This is a genomic window from Caldicellulosiruptor kronotskyensis 2002 (assembly GCF_000166775.1).
Classification (GTDB): domain Bacteria; phylum Bacillota; class Thermoanaerobacteria; order Caldicellulosiruptorales; family Caldicellulosiruptoraceae; genus Caldicellulosiruptor; species Caldicellulosiruptor kronotskyensis.
In genome coordinates, this window is sequence record NC_014720.1 from 1792431 (window position 1) to 1809522 (window position 17092).

Here is a 17092-nt window from a genome sequence, read left to right on the forward strand (position 1 = left end):
CTTTATTATTTTTGGTCAAGTCCATATTTTTTCATGAACCTTTCTACTCTACCTGTTGTATCAACAAATTTTTGCTTACCTGTAAAGAATGGATGGCATTTTGAGCAAATTTCTACATGAATTTCTTTTTTGGTTGAACCAGTTATAAATGTCTCACCGCATGCACATCTGACAACTGCATCATGGTAATATGTTGGATGGATTCCTTCTTTCATTGCTTTCACCTCCTACAAGATTTATACAAATTTTTGTTGTTTCCTAAAATTAATAACTTGTTAATACCCATAAAGGTGCAAAAATATTTTACAACAGTTATTTCCCTTTTACAAGAGTTTTTTAAAAACCGGCATTGAAAGATTAGTCCTCTCTGACTAAAAAACACAGAATAAAAAATCCGAGCACCATGCAGCTAAATGAAATTAAAAAGAGAATGTTTTTACCAAGAGTATCAATTATACCTCCAGCTATTATAGAATTAAAAGCAAAAAATGGTCCCATCAAAAAATTTCTAAGACCAATATAAGATGGCTGCTTTAAAGGGTCCTTACAAAGTTTTGCAGCCATATTGCTTTCGTTTACGTTCCTTGCACTTTGAGCAATCCCAAACAGAGCAACAGAAAGATAATAAACGCTTATAGAACTCATAAGGTATGTAAAATATATTGCAGGTAAAAACATCAAAGCAGAAATCAAAAGAGTACTTTTAAACCCATACTTAGAACCGATTATTCCCCATAGCATATATCCTATTGTCTGAGAAAAAAGCAATATTGTGGTTGCAATTGCAACATGTTGTGTTGAAATACTCAGGCTATTTTTTGCAAATATGGTTTGAAAACCAAATGGCATTTTACCTAGTGCGCCAATAAATAGAACTGAGAGAAGATAATATGTAAAATTCCTATCCTCCTTTAATATCAAAAACATGTTCCTAAAATAATGTTTGTTGTCAACTTCCTTTTTGGGTTTTTTGATAGACATCTCTATCATCATAGAAGCTATGTACAATGAGATCATCATTATCAAAAATGAAATTAAAAATAAAAGACCATAGTTATAAGGAAAGTGTAAAAGCCTCAATATTCTTCCCATCAAAAAGGCTCCAAATGTCTCACACAGTCCCCCTATCGAAGACCTTATACCAAAAAACTTGCTCCTTTGTCTTTCAGGAACAAGCTTTAGTATAAGATTGAACCACGTTATATTGGCAAATGAAGCAAAAAACCCTTGAAGGCTAAAAATGAGATAAAAGAGAATTACAAATAAAAGCTCATTTGTGGTTGCAAACACAAACACATCAATTGCCAGTAAAAACCACATAAGTCTCATAAGTAAGGCAACTTTAATAAAATACTCTTTGTAGCTATCAAGCATCTCTAATTTTTTAGCAACAAGAATCTGCGGAGAGTTAGATAAAAGTACATTCAAGGTGGTTAAAAGTCCAATCAGTGTATTTGAGTGAACATAATGTGAAATAAAATAAACTATCACAGTAGAAACTGGAAGCATACCGCTTCCTATTGCAAATATTGCTCCATCTGCAATCGAAATGATAGAATTTTTCTTTAAATTTTTATAGGCAAAAACCTCAAGTCTTTTAAATTCCCGTTCTTGGTCTTCAGATGTCACTTTTTATCTCATCTCCTTAAATAAAATTCCTACAAGTTTAAAAGTATAACCTTGAAATTTCTTGACTTCTTTTAATTAATCTTAGGCAATAAGCAAACAATATAATCTCATAAATGCCAACAATGGCAAGCGCTCCATAGACATTCAACATGAGCACAAAATCATAAAACCCATGCAAAAGCATAGGGATAATTAAAGAAGCTTTGAAATACCAATAACTTCTACTCTCGGGCGCAAATTTTGCAAAGCCCAAATAATATCCCATTACAATTCCAAACATAGCATGTGCAGGTACTGCCATCACACCTCTTAGAACAAGAACTGAAATTGCAGCGTCATACGAGGCTTGAAAAGCTTGATAAACATATCCTACATTCTCAATTGCAGCAAATCCAACTGCAGAGAATACACAGTAAACTATTCCATCAAATGGTTGATTAAAATGAGGAGTGTCAAAAGCCACTCTTAGCACAACAAGCCTTTTGAAATACTCTTCTGTAAGACCTGCAACAATAAATGCTTCAAATGCAATAAATGAGAGTCTGCTTGAGGCAGAAATACTTCCATATGCCATTAAAAAATATTCAATTGGCACCACAATAGAGCTAATAAGTATCCCCCATATAAAGGTCTTTAAAAGAAGATGAAGAGGTTCTTTTTCGAATTTGTCCCTAAAATAGATATAAAGAGCTATGAACAAAGATGGAGCTATGCTCAAAATAATCAGTTTGTAAAGCGTCACAGCAATTTACCTCCATTTGTTCACTTGAGTTTATTTATTGTTGTTTCTAATGTAGTGAAATAAAAAAAGTTGCGCATACCCGGCAAGTTCTCCAAACGACTTTATAAACTGCCTCAGCTGTTTTGTATTTTCAATTCCATAATATTCTCTCAAGGCACGCTTTACCCACACATCCACAGGAAATACATCATACTTTTGCAGTGAGTAAAGCAATATACAATTAGCAACCTTGTCTCCTATTCCTTTCACCGTTTTTAAAATCTTCCTCGCTTCATCAGAATTCAAAGACCCAAGACTTTCAAAGTCTATTTTACCTTCATCTAATTTGGCAACTGCATCTTTGATATACTCTGATCTATAACCTAACCCTAAGCGTTTTAAATCTTCTATTGAGACCTTTTTTAAGTCCTCGATTTCTGGAAATGTCCAAGATGAAAATCCCCTGTATTCTATTTTTTCCCCATAAGCCTGGCAAAGTCTTTCCACCAGAATTTGAATTCTTTTTATGTTGTTATTCTGAGATATAATAAAAGAAATCATACATTCAAAAGGCTCTTGATTTAAAAGCCTCATCCCTCTGTACTTCTCAACTGCTTTTTTCAAAATCTCATCATGCTCAGAAAGCTCTTTCAAAATCAAATCATAGTCTTTGTCCAAGTCAAAATACCAGTAAAAAAATTTTTTAAACTCGTCAGGTGAACAGTTGTATATATCAAATGTATTGTTATCCTGCGGATATACTAAAACTATTTTTCTGTTTACAACCCCTATGTATCCATATTCTACCTTTTTCCATCTAAAACACTGCCCGCTAAAAAATGTTGCGTCAAAATTAATCTCTACTCCACTTATGCGAAGAAAATCAGTATACTCTTTTATGTTCAAAAAAATTCATTCCTTTCCAACTACTTATGTTGTAAAACAAAAAGAGCCAACTTATTCTTGGCTCTATTTTTAAATATAAGAATACAGCATTTTTTATGCTTTATCAATATTTTTTTGATAATTCACAATTCCCTTTGCAATTGCCAAACCAATTTGAGTCTGGTAATTTTGATTATTTAGCATCTTTTCTTCTTCAGGATTGCTCAAAAAACCGCACTCTATTAAGATTGCAGGCATTTTGGTAGCTCTCAACACAAAAAAGTCTGCAAATTTAACTCCGCGATTTATGGTCTTTATTGACTCAACTATGCTTTTTTGTACCTCAACGGCCAGCAAAAATCCTTTCTGGCTTGTTTTGTAATAAAAAGTCTCTACACCCCTTGCAAACTCATTTTTACTGCTGTTGCAATGAATGCTGACAAAAATGTCTACCAAATTCTTGTTTGCTATATCACACCTTGCTTTTAAGTCTTCTTTTACACTTTTTTCTCCCCACGGCAAAATATCAGATTCTCTTGTCAAAATCACTTTGGCGTTTGTCCCATCTTCCAATATGAATTTTAATTTTTTAGCAATTGCAAGTGTTATATCTTTTTCTCTGGTGTTGTTTTTTCCTATTGCTCCAGGGTCTTTTCCGCCATGCCCCGGGTCTATACACACTTTCATCCTTTTCACCTCCTTAAAATCAGTGTATTCCAAATTCCTCATATTTGTGAAATTCAAAAAAATGCTCAGAAATAAAAAAGTAGCTGCTATTTTGCTCAAAATAGCAGCTACTTTCTTAAAAATATCAATTGGATTTGTTCAAATCAATTGGATTTGTTCAAATCTCAATTTTTTTAAAAACCACTTTAAATTTTTATCTCAAATTTTGTAATATTTTTCTTATAAATTCTTCATTTGACTTTGTTTGAGAAAGCATGCTAATAATTCTCTCTGTGGTTTCTGCTGTTCCAAAGTTAGAAAGTGCTCTTCTGATAGCATCAACAGCTGCTTTTTCCTCTTCAGACAGCAAAAGTTCCTCTCTTCGCGTCCCTGACTTGTTTATATCAATAGCCGGGAATATTCGTTTTTCAGAAAGTTTTCTGTCAAGGTGCAACTCCATGTTGCCAGTGCCCTTGAACTCTTCAAATATAACATCATCCATTCGCGATCCTGTTTCAATCAATGCTGTTGCAAGGATAGTAAGACTACCACCTTCTTTAAGGTTTCTTGCAGCCCCAAAAAACTTTTTAGGTTTATGAAGAGCATTCGGGTCAAGACCGCCAGAAAGTGTTCTGCCAGAAGGTGGTTCAACTAAGTTATAAGCACGTGCAAGCCTTGTCAAGCTATCTAACAAAATGACAACATCTTTTTTACACTCAACAAGTCTCATAGCCCTCTCTAAAACCATTTCAGCAACTTTTATGTGGTGTTCAGGAGTTTCATCAAATGTAGAGTAATGTATCTCTGCTTTTATTGAATCTTGCATATCAGTGACCTCTTCAGGTCTTTCATCAATGAGCAGTACAATCAAATGCAAATCATCATAGTTTGTCAGAATACTATTTGCTATCTTCTTTAATAGTGTAGTTTTACCTGCTTTTGGTGGTGCTACAATTAATCCTCTCTGACCTCTTCCAATTGGCGCAATAAGGTCTATGAGTCTCACCGCTAAATCCTTAGGCTCATTTTTATTTTCCAAAATTATTCTTTTGTTTGGGAAAATAGGGGTAAGGTCTTCAAAAGGAGTGCGTTTTGCAACTTCTTCTGGTTTCATATCGTTGACGCTCTGAACATACAAAAGCCCTGCAAACTTCTCATTTTCTTTTGGAAGCCTAATGGGACCTCTAATTTTATCTCCGGTTTTGAGATTGAATTTTCTGATTTGAGATGGCGAAACATATATGTCGTTTGGGCCAGGAACGAACGAATCATCGCGCAAAAATCCGTAACCGCCACCGCCACCAGGCTCATAAATTATCTCCAAAACTCCTTCGCCTATGCCGCCTATCTCCACTTTACCTTCAAGTTCTTTTAATTCTGGCGGAATTTCTATCTGCATTTTATCCTCTCTTTTTTCTTCTTTTTTAGGTTTTAACTCTATGACTTTACTCTCCTCTTTTTTCTCCTCATTCAAACTAACATCTGTTGGCATTTCAGTTTTTTCTTCTTCTTTTTGTATGTGCTCAGACAAAGTCTGTTCTTTTATGTTATCTTCTCCTTCTTTATTTTCCATTTCACTTGGTCTTTCCTCTTCCTTCTCATTGGTCTCTCCAACCTTTGATTGTAGCTCCTCGCTCTTTAATTCAAAAGTCTGCTGAACTTCTGCAATTTCTGATTTCTTTTTTCTTCCTCTTCTTCCTTTTTCTTTTTTGCCTATGCCCTCAAGAACTGTGGCATCTTCTTCTGAACTTCCCAGAAAATTTCTAATAGCTTCCATCAATTCACCTTTTTTGAGCAGAGAATATTTTTGAATACCCAGACTTTTTGCTATTTCTCTAAGTTCAATAATAGACTTTCCTTTTAAAAACTCATCAAGTGACCCAGGCACTCTTTTCCCTCCTTGTCTACTTACTTCTCATTTCTTGCACTTATATTCTATTAACTTCTGTCTGGGGAAGTTAATTGCAAGAGATGACGTTTAATCTGACATCTTTTATTTTAAAAGTCTAATATTACTTTGTCAATAGTGACATTGTTGAGTTAAAGATAATGTTTCTATTTATAATGATAAGATTAGAGATAATAAAAAATCAGAGTTAGGCATCAAAACTTCACCTAACTCTGCTCTTGACTCTTTTATATATTTAACATAGACAAAATCTTTGTTCTGAGCTCTTCATCATTCAGATCCAGCCGCGCTACCTTTTGTTCCACTGCCTTTTTTGCAACTGCTAAAGCCACCTCAAAGGCTACTTTCTTGTCAAAAGGCTTTGGAATTACATAATCTTCTGAAAGTTCCTCCTCTGCAACCTTAGCTATAGCCTCAGCAGCTGCTATCTTCATCTCATCTGTTATCCTTGTTGCCATAACATCAAGTGCTCCTCTAAAAATACCTGGAAATGCCAACACGTTATTGACTTGGTTATTAAAATCAGACCTTCCTGTGCAAACAATCCTTGCTCCTGCCTTTTTTGCAATATCTGGCATAATCTCTGGTATCGGATTTGCCATTGCCATCACAATTGCATTGCTTGACATTTTCTTAACATCATCTTCACTCAGGACATTTGCAACAGAAAGACCAATAAACACATCAGCACCTTCAATTGCTTTTTTAAGAGAACCATTTATTCCTTCTCTATTAGTAATCTTTGCTATTTCTTCTTTATACTTGTTCATATCTTCTTCTCTTCCTTCGTATATGGCACCGTGCTTATCGCAAACAACAATATTTTTTGCTCCATACTTTAACAAAAGCTTTGCAGTGGCAATTCCAGCAGCACCAGCACCGTTTATGACTATTTTGACCTCTGATATTCTTTTTCCTACAATTTTAAGAGAATTTATCAAAGCAGCTAAGGCTACTACAGCAGTTCCATGCTGGTCGTCATGAAACACAGGAATATCAAGACTTTCAATTAGCTTTTGTTCAATCTCAAAACATGCTGGTGCAGCTATATCTTCTAAATTTATTCCACCAAAAGATGTTTCAATAAGCTTTACTGTCTTTACAATCTCTTCAACATCTTTTGAGTCTATACAAATGGGGAATGCATCAACACCACCAAACTGTTTAAACAAAATTGCCTTGCCTTCCATAACAGGCAAAGAGGCATGCACACCAATGTCTCCCAAACCCAAAACAGCTGTACCATTTGTTACCACTGCAACCCAGTTGGATTTAGATGTATACTCATACACAAGAGACTTATTCTTTGCAATCTCTCTGCAAGGTTCTGCAACACCGGGTGTATAGTATATACTAAGGTCGTGCTGATTATCTACGCTAACTTTGCTTTTGAGGGCAATCTTCCCTCTGTGTTGCCTATGAAGTTGCAGTGCAAGCGTTTTTACATCCATTTTTTATTTTCTCCTCTCACGCTCTTTTTATGCATGCAAATTTTTGACTTTTTAGCTGTCAAGCTGTTCTCTCAACTTTTTAATATATTCAGCTATAAACTTTTCTTTTCCCATTTCAGTTGGAAAATAGTATCTTCTACCAACAAGCTCATCAGGTAGATATTGCTGAGAAACCCAGTTATTATCAAAATCATGAGGATACAAGTACCCAATACCATGTCCAAGTTTTTCCTCTCCATGTGTTGCCATTCTAAGATGCATGGGAATACTTTTTATACTCACATTTTTAGCATCTTCCAAGGCTTTTTCAATTGCCAAATATGCAGAGTTGCTTTTTGGAGCACATGCAAGATAGATTGTCGCCTCAGACAAAATAATTCTTGCTTCTGGCATTCCCACAAATTCACATGCCATTGCTGCAGAAACTGCAATTGTGAGCGCCATCGGATCTGCCAAACCAATATCTTCTGCTGCCAATATTATTAGTCTTCTTGCTATAAACTTTATATCCTCTCCACTGTCAAGCATCTTTGCCAAGTAAAACAGCGCTGCATCCGGGTCAGAACCTCTCACACTTTTTATAAAGGCAGAAATGGTGTCATAGTGCATATCTCCTGTAGCATCGTACAATGCTGTTTTCCTATTTGAAAGATTAATGACAAATTCCTGGGAAATATAAATCTTGCCGTCATCGCGAGCTTGCGAAGAATACACCACAGCTTCTAAGATGTTCAAAGCAACTCTTGCATCTCCACCTGAGAGCCTTGCTATGAGCTTTTTAGCATCCTCTTCTATTTGGATATTCAGCTCACCAAGTCCATTTTCTTTATCCGAAATTGCTCTTTCAATAATCTTTAATATATCTTCCTCTTTAAGTGGAAAAAGCTCAAATACCAAGGACCTTGACACAAGTGCTTTATTGACTTCATAAAAAGGATTTTCAGTTGTTGCCCCAATCAAGATTATTACTCCTTCTTCTACAGAAGGCAAAAGGGCATCCTGCTGAAGTTTGTTAAACCTGTGTATCTCATCAATAAAGAGAATTGTCTTTTTACCTGTTTGAGTAAACTCAAACTTTGCTTCTTCTATAATCTTCTTAATATCGTTTACACCTGCAATTGTAGCATTTATGGTTTTGAAAGTCTTGCCTGTAGCGTTAGCAATCACATGTGCAATTGTAGTTTTCCCAGTCCCAGGTGGCCCATAGAGAATTATTGAAGTAAGTCTATCGTTTTTAATTAAGTTATAAAGAGGTTTGCCCGGGCTTAATATGTGTTCCTGTCCCACAATTTCCTCAAGGCGTTTGGGTCTGAGCTTGTAAGCAAGAGGTGATTCCTTTTTTAACCTCTTTCCGCTAAGATATTGGAAAAAGTCCATTTTAATTCACCTTAAGCTTATTCATCAAATTCTTTATACAAAGGATGTTTTTCGCAAAGAGCTTTCACTCTGATCAAAATATTCTCTTTAGTATCAGAATTTGTTAAAGCATCATGGATAATATCTGCAACCTCAAGCATATCCTCTTCTTTAAACCCTCTGGTTGTGACAGCCGGCGTCCCAAGTCTTATCCCGCTTGTTATCATTGGACTTTGAGTATCAAAAGGAATCGCATTTTTGTTACATGTTATATTGTGCTCATCCAATATCTTTTCAGCATCTTTTCCTGTAATACCTTTGTTTCTCAAATCTACCAACATTAAATGATTATCAGTTCCACCACTCACAAGTCTGAATCCTCTTTCAATAAGTCTTGTACTCAGAGCTTTTGCATTTTTCAATATTTGAACCTGGTAGTTTTTGAACTCTTCTGTCATAGCTTCTTTGAGAGCAACAGCTTTTGCAGCTATTACATGTTCAAGCGGGCCACCTTGTATTCCAGGGAAAATGGTCTTGTCAATTAATTTTGCATACTTTTCTTTGCAAAGAATAAGACCACCGCGTGGACCTCTGAGCGTTTTGTGTGTTGTGGTTGTAACAAAATCAGCATATTCAACAGGTGATGGATGAAGCCCTGCAGCAACAAGCCCAGCAATGTGAGCCATATCTACCATCAAATATGCTCCAACCTCGTCAGCTATTTCCCTGAACTTTTTGAAATCGATGACTCTCGGATACGCCGATGCGCCTGCCAAGATAAGTTTTGGTCTGTGCTCCTTTGCAAGTTTTAAAACTTCATCATAATTTATTGTCTCTGTTTCAGGGTCAACCCCATATGAAACAATATTGTAAAGCTTTCCTGAAAAGTTCACAGGGCTGCCATGAGTCAGATGTCCACCATGCGAAAGATTCATTCCAAGGATGGTATCGCCCGGATTTAATACTGCAAAATACACAGCCATGTTAGCCTGTGCACCTGAGTGCGGCTGGACATTAGCATGTTCAGCTCCAAACAGTTTTTTAGCTCTCTCAATTGCTATAGATTCAACAACATCGATATATTCGCATCCACCATAATATCTCTTTCCTGGATATCCTTCTGCATATTTATTTGTCAAAGGTGAACCCATTGCTGCCATTACTGCAATTGAAACAAAGTTCTCAGATGCAATAAGCTCAATTTTATTCTGCTGTCTTTTAAGCTCGCTCTTTATTGCCTCAGCTATTTCTGGATCTGTATTTTTTACTAAATTGTAAAAATACATTTTCATCTCCCTTTCCGAATATTTTATTGTAAAGGTATTCGAACGTTCATACCTTATGATTATACATCAATTTCTTCTTTGTGTATATTATATTTTAGTCCAATTTTAAAAGTCAACCATTTGAACATATTTGTGCACAAAGTTTAATGTTCACATATTGGCACAAATACTATATAATCTTACTGTGAAAAATCAAGAAGATGGAGGCTATTCTTAAAAAAATGATGAGCCCGAAACAACTTATAGAGATTGCGCTCTTAGCAGGTGAGATAATGCTTACAAACGGTGCTGAAACGTACAGAGTAGAAGATACAATGGTTAGAATATGCTCAAAAGGAAAATTAAAGCTTGCCGAAAGTTTTGTAATACCTACAGTGATTGTCGCAACAATTGCAGATGAAAATAATAATCTGGTTACTGTCTCAAAAAGAATTAAAAGTAGAACAATTGATCTTAATAAAATCTCACTTGTAAATCAGTTTTCCCGCGATTTTCAAATCAAAGACTTCACTTATGATCAAGCAATTGAAATCTTGAATAAGATTAAAAATAAAAAAGGATATGCTTCCTATTTGCTACCATTTGCAGCAGCACTTGTGTGTTGTTTTTCCACAATTTTGTTTGGAGGGAAACTGAGAGATGCAATTTCAGCTTTTTTTGTAGGTTTTATCACTCAAACCATTTTAAACTATACTAACTCTAAAAACTTTTCTTATTTTATTTCATACATCATTGGAGGGGCTATCACTGCTTTGATAGCTATTATCACAATAAGTCTCAATATAGGTATTCACTTAGATAAAATAATTATTGGTTCTGTAATGATAATGACACCAGGTGTTGCAATTACTAATGCAATAAGAGATACTATTGCAGGTGATCTTTTATCTGGGGTTGCAAGAGGAGTTGAAGCTTTTTTAATAGCTGTGTTCATCGCAACAGGAGCTGGTATAGCACTCAGTCTTTTTAGATAAATCTCAAAAGGAGGAAAAGAGTTGGAAAGAAGTTTGGTATTTCAGCTAATCTCAGCGTTTATTGTAAGTTCTTCTTTTGCCATCCTTACAAACTCACCACGCAAAAGCCTGTTGTACTGCGGAATAAATGGAATGTTTGGCTGGCTTGTCAATTTACTTCTGTTGCAATTCGGGTTTTCTCAAATTCTTTCTGTTTTTTTTGCAGCACTCTTTATAAATGTGCTGTCAGAAATATTTGCAAGATTTCTCAAAAATCCTGTACCAATTTTTCTTATCCCGGGATTGATACCACTTGTGCCAGGAGCTGGCATGTACAATACAATGATAGCACTTCTCAAAAGCCAGTTTGACATTGCCATTCAAACAGGTATGCAAACCCTTTTGATTGCAGGTTCAATTGCAGTTGCGATAATGATTGTAACGTCTTTTAACTGGGTGTTCAAGGCCTTTCAGAGAAAATCATAAATTTAATTATAAATAAAAATAAAAGAAAGCATAAGCCACTTGCAAATGGTTTATGCTTTCTTTTATTTTGCTTTTCTTGAATATGTTACGTTCAATGCTTCTTTTCGTGAAAGCGAAAGTCTGCCAAGTTTGTCAATCCCTATTACCTTTACAAGCACCAAATCCCCAACTTTTACAACTTCGTCTACAGATTTTAATCTTCTCTCGTCTAACTGAGATATATGCACAAGTCCTTCCTTGCCAGGATATATTTCAACAAATGCTCCATAAGATGCAGTTCTTGTCACCTTGCCAAGGAAAAATTGCCCAACCTCAATCTCGCGACCGATTCCTTCAATCATGCTAATTGCCCTGTTACCAGAGATATCATCAGGTGCCGCAACAAATATTCTTCCATCAGGTTCTATATCAATCTTTACATTTGTCTCTGCGATGATTTTATTTATCATCTTTCCACCTGGTCCAATTATATCTCTAATTTTCTCAGGGTCAACTGTAGTTTTGAATATCTTTGGAGCATAAGGTGAAAGCTCGCTTCTTGGTTTGTCAATTACAGTTTGCATAAAATCCAAAATTTTAAGCCTTGCTTCTCTTGCCTGGTAGAGTGCTTTTTCGATAATTTCTTTTGTAAGTCCATGGATTTTTATGTCAAGCTGAATGGCAGTAATACCTTCTCGGGTCCCTGCCACTTTAAAGTCCATATCTCCAAAGAAGTCTTCTATACCTTGAATGTCAGTAAGTAAAATAAAACTGCCGTCGTCTTTTGTAATAAGGCCGATAGAAATTCCTGCAACCGGAGCTTTAATTGGCACACCAGCATCCATAAGTGCAAGAGTACTGCCACATACACTTGCCTGTGACGTTGAACCGTTAGATGTCAAAACCTCAGATACAAGTCGAATGGTGTAAGGAAATTCATCTTCTGAAGGAATAACAGGTTCAAGAGCCCTTTCAGCTAATGCGCCATGTCCTATCTCTCTTCTTCCAGGACCTCTTACAGGTTTTGATTCACCTGTAGAAAATGGCGGAAAGTTATAATGATGCATATACCTTTTTGCCTCTTCTTCTTCAAGACCATCTAAAAATTGCATCTCACCTTTTGTACCAAGAGTTGCCACTGTCAAAACCTGAGTGTAACCTCTTTTGAACAGCGCAGAACCATGTGTTCTTGGCAGAATACCAACCTCAGCATAAAGAGGTCTTATCTCGTCAAATTTTCTGCCATCAGGGCGTTTCCCTTCCTCTGCAATCATCTTTCTGACAATCTCTTTTTCAAGGCTATAAAGAGCATCATCTACAAGTAAAAGAGTTTCTTCTGTCTCACCTTCAAAAGCCTTGAATACTTCCTCTTTGAGCTCATCAAGCTTTTTATCCCTCTCAATCTTGTCAGGTATCTGCACATACTGGTAAACCTTGTCGTATGCAATCTCACGTACCTTTTGTTTTATATCTTCTGGCACAATCCTCTTTTGATATTCCATTTTCGGCTTGCCAACTTCTCTTACTATTCCCTCAATGAATTCAACAATCTTCTTTATCTCTTCTTGTGCCCTCATTATAGCCTCAAGCATTATATCTTCTGAAACTTCTTTCGCACCAGCTTCTATCATCATTACCCTATCTTTTGTTCCTGATACAACAAGATGAAGTTTGCTCACTTCTCTTTCTTTTGCGGTCGGATTTATGACAATTTTATCGTCCACATACCCAACAAGCACTGAACCAGTCGGACCTTCAAATGGTATATCAGAGATTGACAGTGCAACAGATGAGCCAAGCATTGCAAGGACATCCGGTGGATTGTCAGGGTCAACTGACAGTACTGTGGCTATAACAGAGACATCATGATAAAAATCCTTTGGGAAAAGCGGTCTTATAGGTCTGTCAATTAATCTTGCAGAAAGAATCGCTTTTTCGGACGGTTTACCTTCTCTTTTTATAAATCCACCTGGAATTTTACCAACAGAGTACAGCCTCTCTTCATAGTCAACTGTAAGAGGGAAAAAGTTTATACCTTCTCTGGGCTTTTCAGAAGCACATGCAGTGACAAGCACAGCCGTATCACCATATCTTGCAAGCACAGCCCCGTTTGCTAAAAGAGCGTATTTTCCAATCTCAAAGCTTAGCTCTCTTCCAGCAAGCTCCATTTTATAAATTTTACTCTCCAATCCCTACCACCTCTTTCTAAAATAATGGAGCGGAATAATACCGCTCCACTTATTCTGCCAATTATTTTCTCAGTCCTAATTTCTCTATAAGCTCACGATACCTGTTGATGTCATAATTTTTAAGGTAATTGAGAAGTTTTCTTCTCTGCCCTACCATCTTCAAAAGTCCTCTTCTTGAATGGAAATCCTTTTTGTGAACCTGAAGGTGTTCGTTGAGCCTGTTAATTCTTTCTGTCAAAAGCGCAATTTGTACCTCTGGAGAACCAGTGTCAGATTCATGGAGCTGATACTTTTTAATAATTTCTTCCTTCTGTTGTTTTGTGAGCATATCTTTACACCTCCCTTTCCTCTAAAAATGCCTGAATCTTTGTCAAAGGCTGGGAGCATCCTCTGACAATGACTCAGGTTAGCACATAGCATATTGTAGCAAAAATCTTCGCTTATGTCTATATACTTGCTTTGCAAAATAAAGCTTTTACATACTCAACATCTTGCGTTATTTGGTTTTTAAGTTCATCTATATTTGAAAATTTTTTCTCTTCACGCACAAAGTCAATAAATTCTATTTTAACTCGCTTCCCATACATGTCCTTATCAACACCCAATACGTGCGTCTCTATCTTTATATTATCTGAGGTTGAAACAGTGGGGTTTGTCCCTACATTGGTTATGGACAAATACCTCTTATCATCAATAATTGTATTTGTGACATATACACCTTTCTTTGGTACTATCTTTTCTTTATCAAATTTTATGTTAATGGTTGGAAAACCCATCTTTTTCCCTAACCTGTTACCTCTTTTTACAGTACCACTAATGAAAAAGTGAAAGCCAAGCATGCAATTCGCAAGTTTTATATTCCCCTCAAGTATTAACCTTCGGATAAGCGTGCTGCTCACAATGTGCTCTTGGTACATCACCGGGTCAATCACTATACACTCTCGACCAAACTGGTAAAGTTTTTCACATAGATACTTGCTATCTCCCTCTGCCATGTATCCGAACGTAAAGTCATACCCTACAACTACCACTGATACATTTAACTTATCAATTAGAATTTCCTCAATAAACCTATCTTTATCCATCTGCATTATCTTTTTATTAAATTCTATAAAATACACATCATCTATGCCATAATTTCTGAAAAATTCTAATCTTTCCTCATTTGTAAGTATATACTTTGTATCAAAACCAAGAAGGTTGTCAGGATGATTTTTAAAAGTAAAAACAACTTTTTTTATACCGCTGGCATTTGCATTTAAAACCTCAAACAACTTTTTATGACCTATATGAAAGCCGTCAAAAAATCCAAGCGCAACAGCTGGGTTATCGTATCTTTTTTCTACAATCTCATAAACATTCATCTGCAGTTTCCACCTTTAAAATATATTTGAATACATCCCTTTCTCTTTTGTATATAAAGACAACCTTATCATCCCAAATTTTATAAAAGTCTGCAAATGCAGTGTCAATCTCTATAATATCTTCTATGTCCTGGGGCACAAGTAGATTTCCATTTAAAATCTTCTTATATGCTTTTCTGCCTACTTTTATCTCATTTTTAAATAGCCTGTACACAGGAATTATACTTTTTTCCCTGATATCGGTCAAAGCAACTGCATCTTTCAAATCAAAAAAACCGCTTTTTATCCTTCTTAGCTCAGAAAGCAGACCTACAGTCGAAAGACTTTCTGCAATCTTTTCTGCCAAACTTCTAATATACGTTCCGTGGCTGCACTGAACTTTAAATTCAAGATACGGATATGAAAAGTTGATTATCTCTATATTATATATGATACTCTTCACCTTTGGAATTTCAATATTTATTCCTTTTCGTGCATACTCATAGAGTTTTTTACCTCTCAACTTTTTTGCAGAAAAAATTGGAACATCAAGCTCAATTTCTCCTTTTAAATTTTTAAAACATTCTTCTATCTCTTTTTCTTCAACAATCATATTATTCTTTTCTTTGATTTTACCAGTTATATCAAGTGTATCGGTCCTTATACCAAATTGCATTGTTGCTATATATGTCTTTTCTTGACTTGTAAAGTAAGAAGAAAGCTTTGTAGCCTCCCCCAGCAAAATGACCAAAAGCCCAGTTGCAAAAGGGTCAAGTGTTCCTGCATGCCCAGCTTTCACACTGAAAACTTTCCTGACAAATTCAACAACATCATGTGAGGTAATACCTACTGGTTTGTCAACAAGTAAAACTCCATTCATCTTAGATCACTTTTTAATCTCCTTAGTAGGTTTTCCTTTACAGCAGCTAAAGAAGCGTTTCTACTTGAAAAACCAGCTGCCCTCAAATGCCCTCCTCCACCAAATTCCTTAGCAATCTGGGCACAGTCAATATAGTATTTCGACCTCAGACTCACCTTTATTTTGTCTTCTTCTTCAATAAATATTGCAGCTATTTCAACATCTTCAATGTTTCTTGCAAAATTTATAATGTTTTCTGTCTCATCTCGTGAGGCACCATTTTTCTTCAGCATCTCTTTTGTCACTGTCAAAAAAGCAATCTTGTTTCCCTCAAAAAGTTCTAATGTTTGCAAAACATCTTTCAAAAGATTAAACTTTGAAAGGCTCATCTCATCAAATACCTTGTTGATAATATACACAAAGTCAATCCCAGTGTTTATTAAATCACCTGCAATCTGATGGGTTATTGAAGTAGTGTTTGAATATTTAAATCCTCCTGTGTCGGTAAAAATACTTGTGTAAAGACAGGTTGCAATTTCTTTATCATTATCAATCCCCATAAGTTTGACAATCTGGTATATAATTTCACCTGTTGCAGCAGAGGAAGAATTTATATAAAACAGATCTCCTATCCCTTCGCTTGTCACATGGTGGTCTATATTTATTAGCTTTGAATAACAATTTTCAATGTTTTCAATTCCCGTCCTCTCAAGCTCACCTGTGTCAAGCAGGACAAGAACATCAAAATTTTCGTCAATTCTGTCTACCACCTCTATTTTTTCTGCTGCAGGTAAAAACCTTAAATTTTTTGGAACATTATTCTTTAGAAACATTCTTGCATCTTTACCTTTTCTTTTAAGTGCCATATAAAGCGCAAGCATTGAGCCGATACAATCCCCATCAGGATTCTCGTGCGATACAATAGCAATCGAATTTGATTCTAAAAGCTGCTGAATAATCTTACTCTCTATCAATTTTCTTCTTCACCTTCACTTTCCTCAATGTTTTCATCTTCTTTTGAAATATTTAGTTGATTCAAAATCTGGGAAATTCGCGCTCCATACTCAATGGAATTGTCAAGTTCAAATGTTATCTCTGGGGTAAACCTTAAACTTATCCTTTTTGATATTTCCCTTCTAATATATGGTTTTGCATTTTCTAACGCTTTCATTGTACTTTCAACCTTTTCTTTGTCCTTGTCAAATATGCTAACATAAACCTTTGCATGCCTCAAATCCTTGCTCATATTCACCTTTACAATGCTTATAAGCTCTGCACAAAGGCGAGGATCTTTGAGATCATGTTGAATTATATCGCTCAGTTCCTTTTTTATTTCTTCAGAGACCCTATCTGACCTTTCAAATTGCATATTCTGCTCCC

The 17092-nt window shown here is 35.7% G+C and carries 17 protein-coding genes; 2 read left to right on the forward strand and 15 right to left on the reverse strand.

What is annotated here, in order from left to right:
- Nucleotides 1–5 precede the first annotated feature (5 nt).
- The 9 genes from rpmE to CALKRO_RS08255 all read right to left on the reverse strand — a co-directional run bounded on the left by rpmE (nt 6) and on the right by CALKRO_RS08255 (nt 9903).
- Nucleotides 6–215, reverse strand: a complete 210-nt coding sequence (rpmE, locus tag CALKRO_RS08215) for a 50S ribosomal protein L31 (protein WP_013430572.1) — start codon at nt 213–215, stop codon at nt 6–8.
- Nucleotides 216–357: 142 nt separating this feature from the next.
- Nucleotides 358–1629 (reverse strand): MFS transporter, encoded by a 1272-nt coding sequence (locus tag CALKRO_RS08220; protein WP_013430573.1) that lies wholly within the window; start codon nt 1627–1629, stop codon nt 358–360.
- Between the two features lie 37 nt (nt 1630–1666).
- Nucleotides 1667–2371 (reverse strand): PrsW family intramembrane metalloprotease, encoded by a 705-nt coding sequence (locus tag CALKRO_RS08225; protein WP_013430574.1) that lies wholly within the window; start codon nt 2369–2371, stop codon nt 1667–1669.
- A 30-nt stretch (nt 2372–2401) separates the two neighbouring features.
- Nucleotides 2402–3256: a DNA-3-methyladenine glycosylase family protein gene (locus CALKRO_RS08230; RefSeq protein WP_013430575.1), complete on the reverse strand. Its 855-nt coding sequence runs from the start codon at nt 3254–3256 to the stop codon at nt 2402–2404.
- Between the two features lie 93 nt (nt 3257–3349).
- Nucleotides 3350–3922, reverse strand: coding sequence for an N-acetylmuramoyl-L-alanine amidase family protein (locus CALKRO_RS08235; RefSeq protein ID WP_013430576.1), 573 nt, complete (start codon nt 3920–3922; stop codon nt 3350–3352).
- 193 nt (nt 3923–4115) lie between these two features.
- The gene (gene rho, locus CALKRO_RS08240) at nt 4116–5789 is read right to left on the reverse strand and encodes a transcription termination factor Rho (RefSeq protein WP_013430577.1); all 1674 of its coding nucleotides are present in this window, start codon (nt 5787–5789) and stop codon (nt 4116–4118) included.
- Nucleotides 5790–6037: 248 nt separating this feature from the next.
- Nucleotides 6038–7261, reverse strand: a complete 1224-nt coding sequence (locus CALKRO_RS08245) for an NAD(P)-dependent malic enzyme (RefSeq protein WP_013430578.1) — start codon at nt 7259–7261, stop codon at nt 6038–6040.
- 51 nt (nt 7262–7312) lie between these two features.
- On the reverse strand, nt 7313–8638 hold the full coding sequence (locus tag CALKRO_RS08250; RefSeq protein WP_013430579.1) for a replication-associated recombination protein A: 1326 nt from the start codon (nt 8636–8638) through the stop codon (nt 7313–7315).
- 17 nt (nt 8639–8655) lie between these two features.
- Nucleotides 8656–9903 (reverse strand): serine hydroxymethyltransferase, encoded by a 1248-nt coding sequence (locus CALKRO_RS08255; RefSeq protein WP_013430580.1) that lies wholly within the window; start codon nt 9901–9903, stop codon nt 8656–8658.
- Nucleotides 9904–10124: 221 nt separating this feature from the next.
- Between CALKRO_RS08255 and CALKRO_RS08260 the strand changes: the two genes are divergently transcribed.
- On the forward strand, nt 10125–10877 hold the full coding sequence (locus CALKRO_RS08260; protein WP_013430581.1) for a threonine/serine exporter family protein: 753 nt from the start codon (nt 10125–10127) through the stop codon (nt 10875–10877).
- Between the two features lie 21 nt (nt 10878–10898).
- Complete coding sequence (locus CALKRO_RS08265) at nt 10899–11342, forward strand: threonine/serine exporter family protein (RefSeq protein WP_013430582.1); 444 nt, start codon at nt 10899–10901, stop codon at nt 11340–11342.
- 62 nt (nt 11343–11404) lie between these two features.
- Here CALKRO_RS08265 and CALKRO_RS08270 read toward each other — a convergent pair whose 3' ends face one another.
- From CALKRO_RS08270 to rbfA, 6 genes are all read right to left on the reverse strand, one after another.
- The gene (locus tag CALKRO_RS08270; RefSeq protein WP_013430583.1) at nt 11405–13510 is read right to left on the reverse strand and encodes a polyribonucleotide nucleotidyltransferase; all 2106 of its coding nucleotides are present in this window, start codon (nt 13508–13510) and stop codon (nt 11405–11407) included.
- A 61-nt stretch (nt 13511–13571) separates the two neighbouring features.
- Nucleotides 13572–13838 (reverse strand): 30S ribosomal protein S15, encoded by a 267-nt coding sequence (rpsO, locus tag CALKRO_RS08275; protein ID WP_013430584.1) that lies wholly within the window; start codon nt 13836–13838, stop codon nt 13572–13574.
- A 118-nt stretch (nt 13839–13956) separates the two neighbouring features.
- Complete coding sequence (locus CALKRO_RS08280) at nt 13957–14874, reverse strand: bifunctional riboflavin kinase/FAD synthetase (protein ID WP_013430585.1); 918 nt, start codon at nt 14872–14874, stop codon at nt 13957–13959.
- A complete protein-coding gene (gene truB, locus CALKRO_RS08285; protein ID WP_013430586.1) occupies nt 14861–15733 on the reverse strand; it encodes a tRNA pseudouridine(55) synthase TruB in 873 nt (290 codons plus the stop codon). The genes CALKRO_RS08280 and truB overlap by 14 nt, the downstream gene beginning before the upstream one ends.
- Complete coding sequence (locus CALKRO_RS08290; protein ID WP_013430587.1) at nt 15730–16686, reverse strand: DHH family phosphoesterase; 957 nt, start codon at nt 16684–16686, stop codon at nt 15730–15732. The genes truB and CALKRO_RS08290 overlap by 4 nt, the downstream gene beginning before the upstream one ends.
- On the reverse strand, nt 16683–17081 hold the full coding sequence (rbfA, locus tag CALKRO_RS08295) for a 30S ribosome-binding factor RbfA (protein WP_013430588.1): 399 nt from the start codon (nt 17079–17081) through the stop codon (nt 16683–16685). The genes CALKRO_RS08290 and rbfA overlap by 4 nt, the downstream gene beginning before the upstream one ends.
- Nucleotides 17082–17092: the final 11 nt, after the last annotated feature.

Coding starts and splice junctions, on each gene's coding strand:
- rpmE (WP_013430572.1), bottom strand. CDS start 215: ATGAAAGAAGGAATCCATCCAACATATTACCATGATGCAGTTGTCAGA.
- CALKRO_RS08235 (WP_013430576.1), bottom strand. CDS start 3,922: ATGAAAGTGTGTATAGACCCGGGGCATGGCGGAAAAGACCCTGGAGCA.
- CALKRO_RS08245 (WP_013430578.1), bottom strand. CDS start 7,261: ATGGATGTAAAAACGCTTGCACTGCAACTTCATAGGCAACACAGAGGG.
- CALKRO_RS08250 (WP_013430579.1), bottom strand. CDS start 8,638: ATGGACTTTTTCCAATATCTTAGCGGAAAGAGGTTAAAAAAGGAATCA.
- CALKRO_RS08255 (WP_013430580.1), bottom strand. CDS start 9,903: ATGTATTTTTACAATTTAGTAAAAAATACAGATCCAGAAATAGCTGAG.
- CALKRO_RS08260 (WP_013430581.1), top strand. CDS start 10,125: ATGATGAGCCCGAAACAACTTATAGAGATTGCGCTCTTAGCAGGTGAG.
- rpsO (WP_013430584.1), bottom strand. CDS start 13,838: ATGCTCACAAAACAACAGAAGGAAGAAATTATTAAAAAGTATCAGCTC.
- CALKRO_RS08280 (WP_013430585.1), bottom strand. CDS start 14,874: ATGAATGTTTATGAGATTGTAGAAAAAAGATACGATAACCCAGCTGTT.
- truB (WP_013430586.1), bottom strand. CDS start 15,733: ATGAATGGAGTTTTACTTGTTGACAAACCAGTAGGTATTACCTCACAT.
- rbfA (WP_013430588.1), bottom strand. CDS start 17,081: ATGCAATTTGAAAGGTCAGATAGGGTCTCTGAAGAAATAAAAAAGGAA.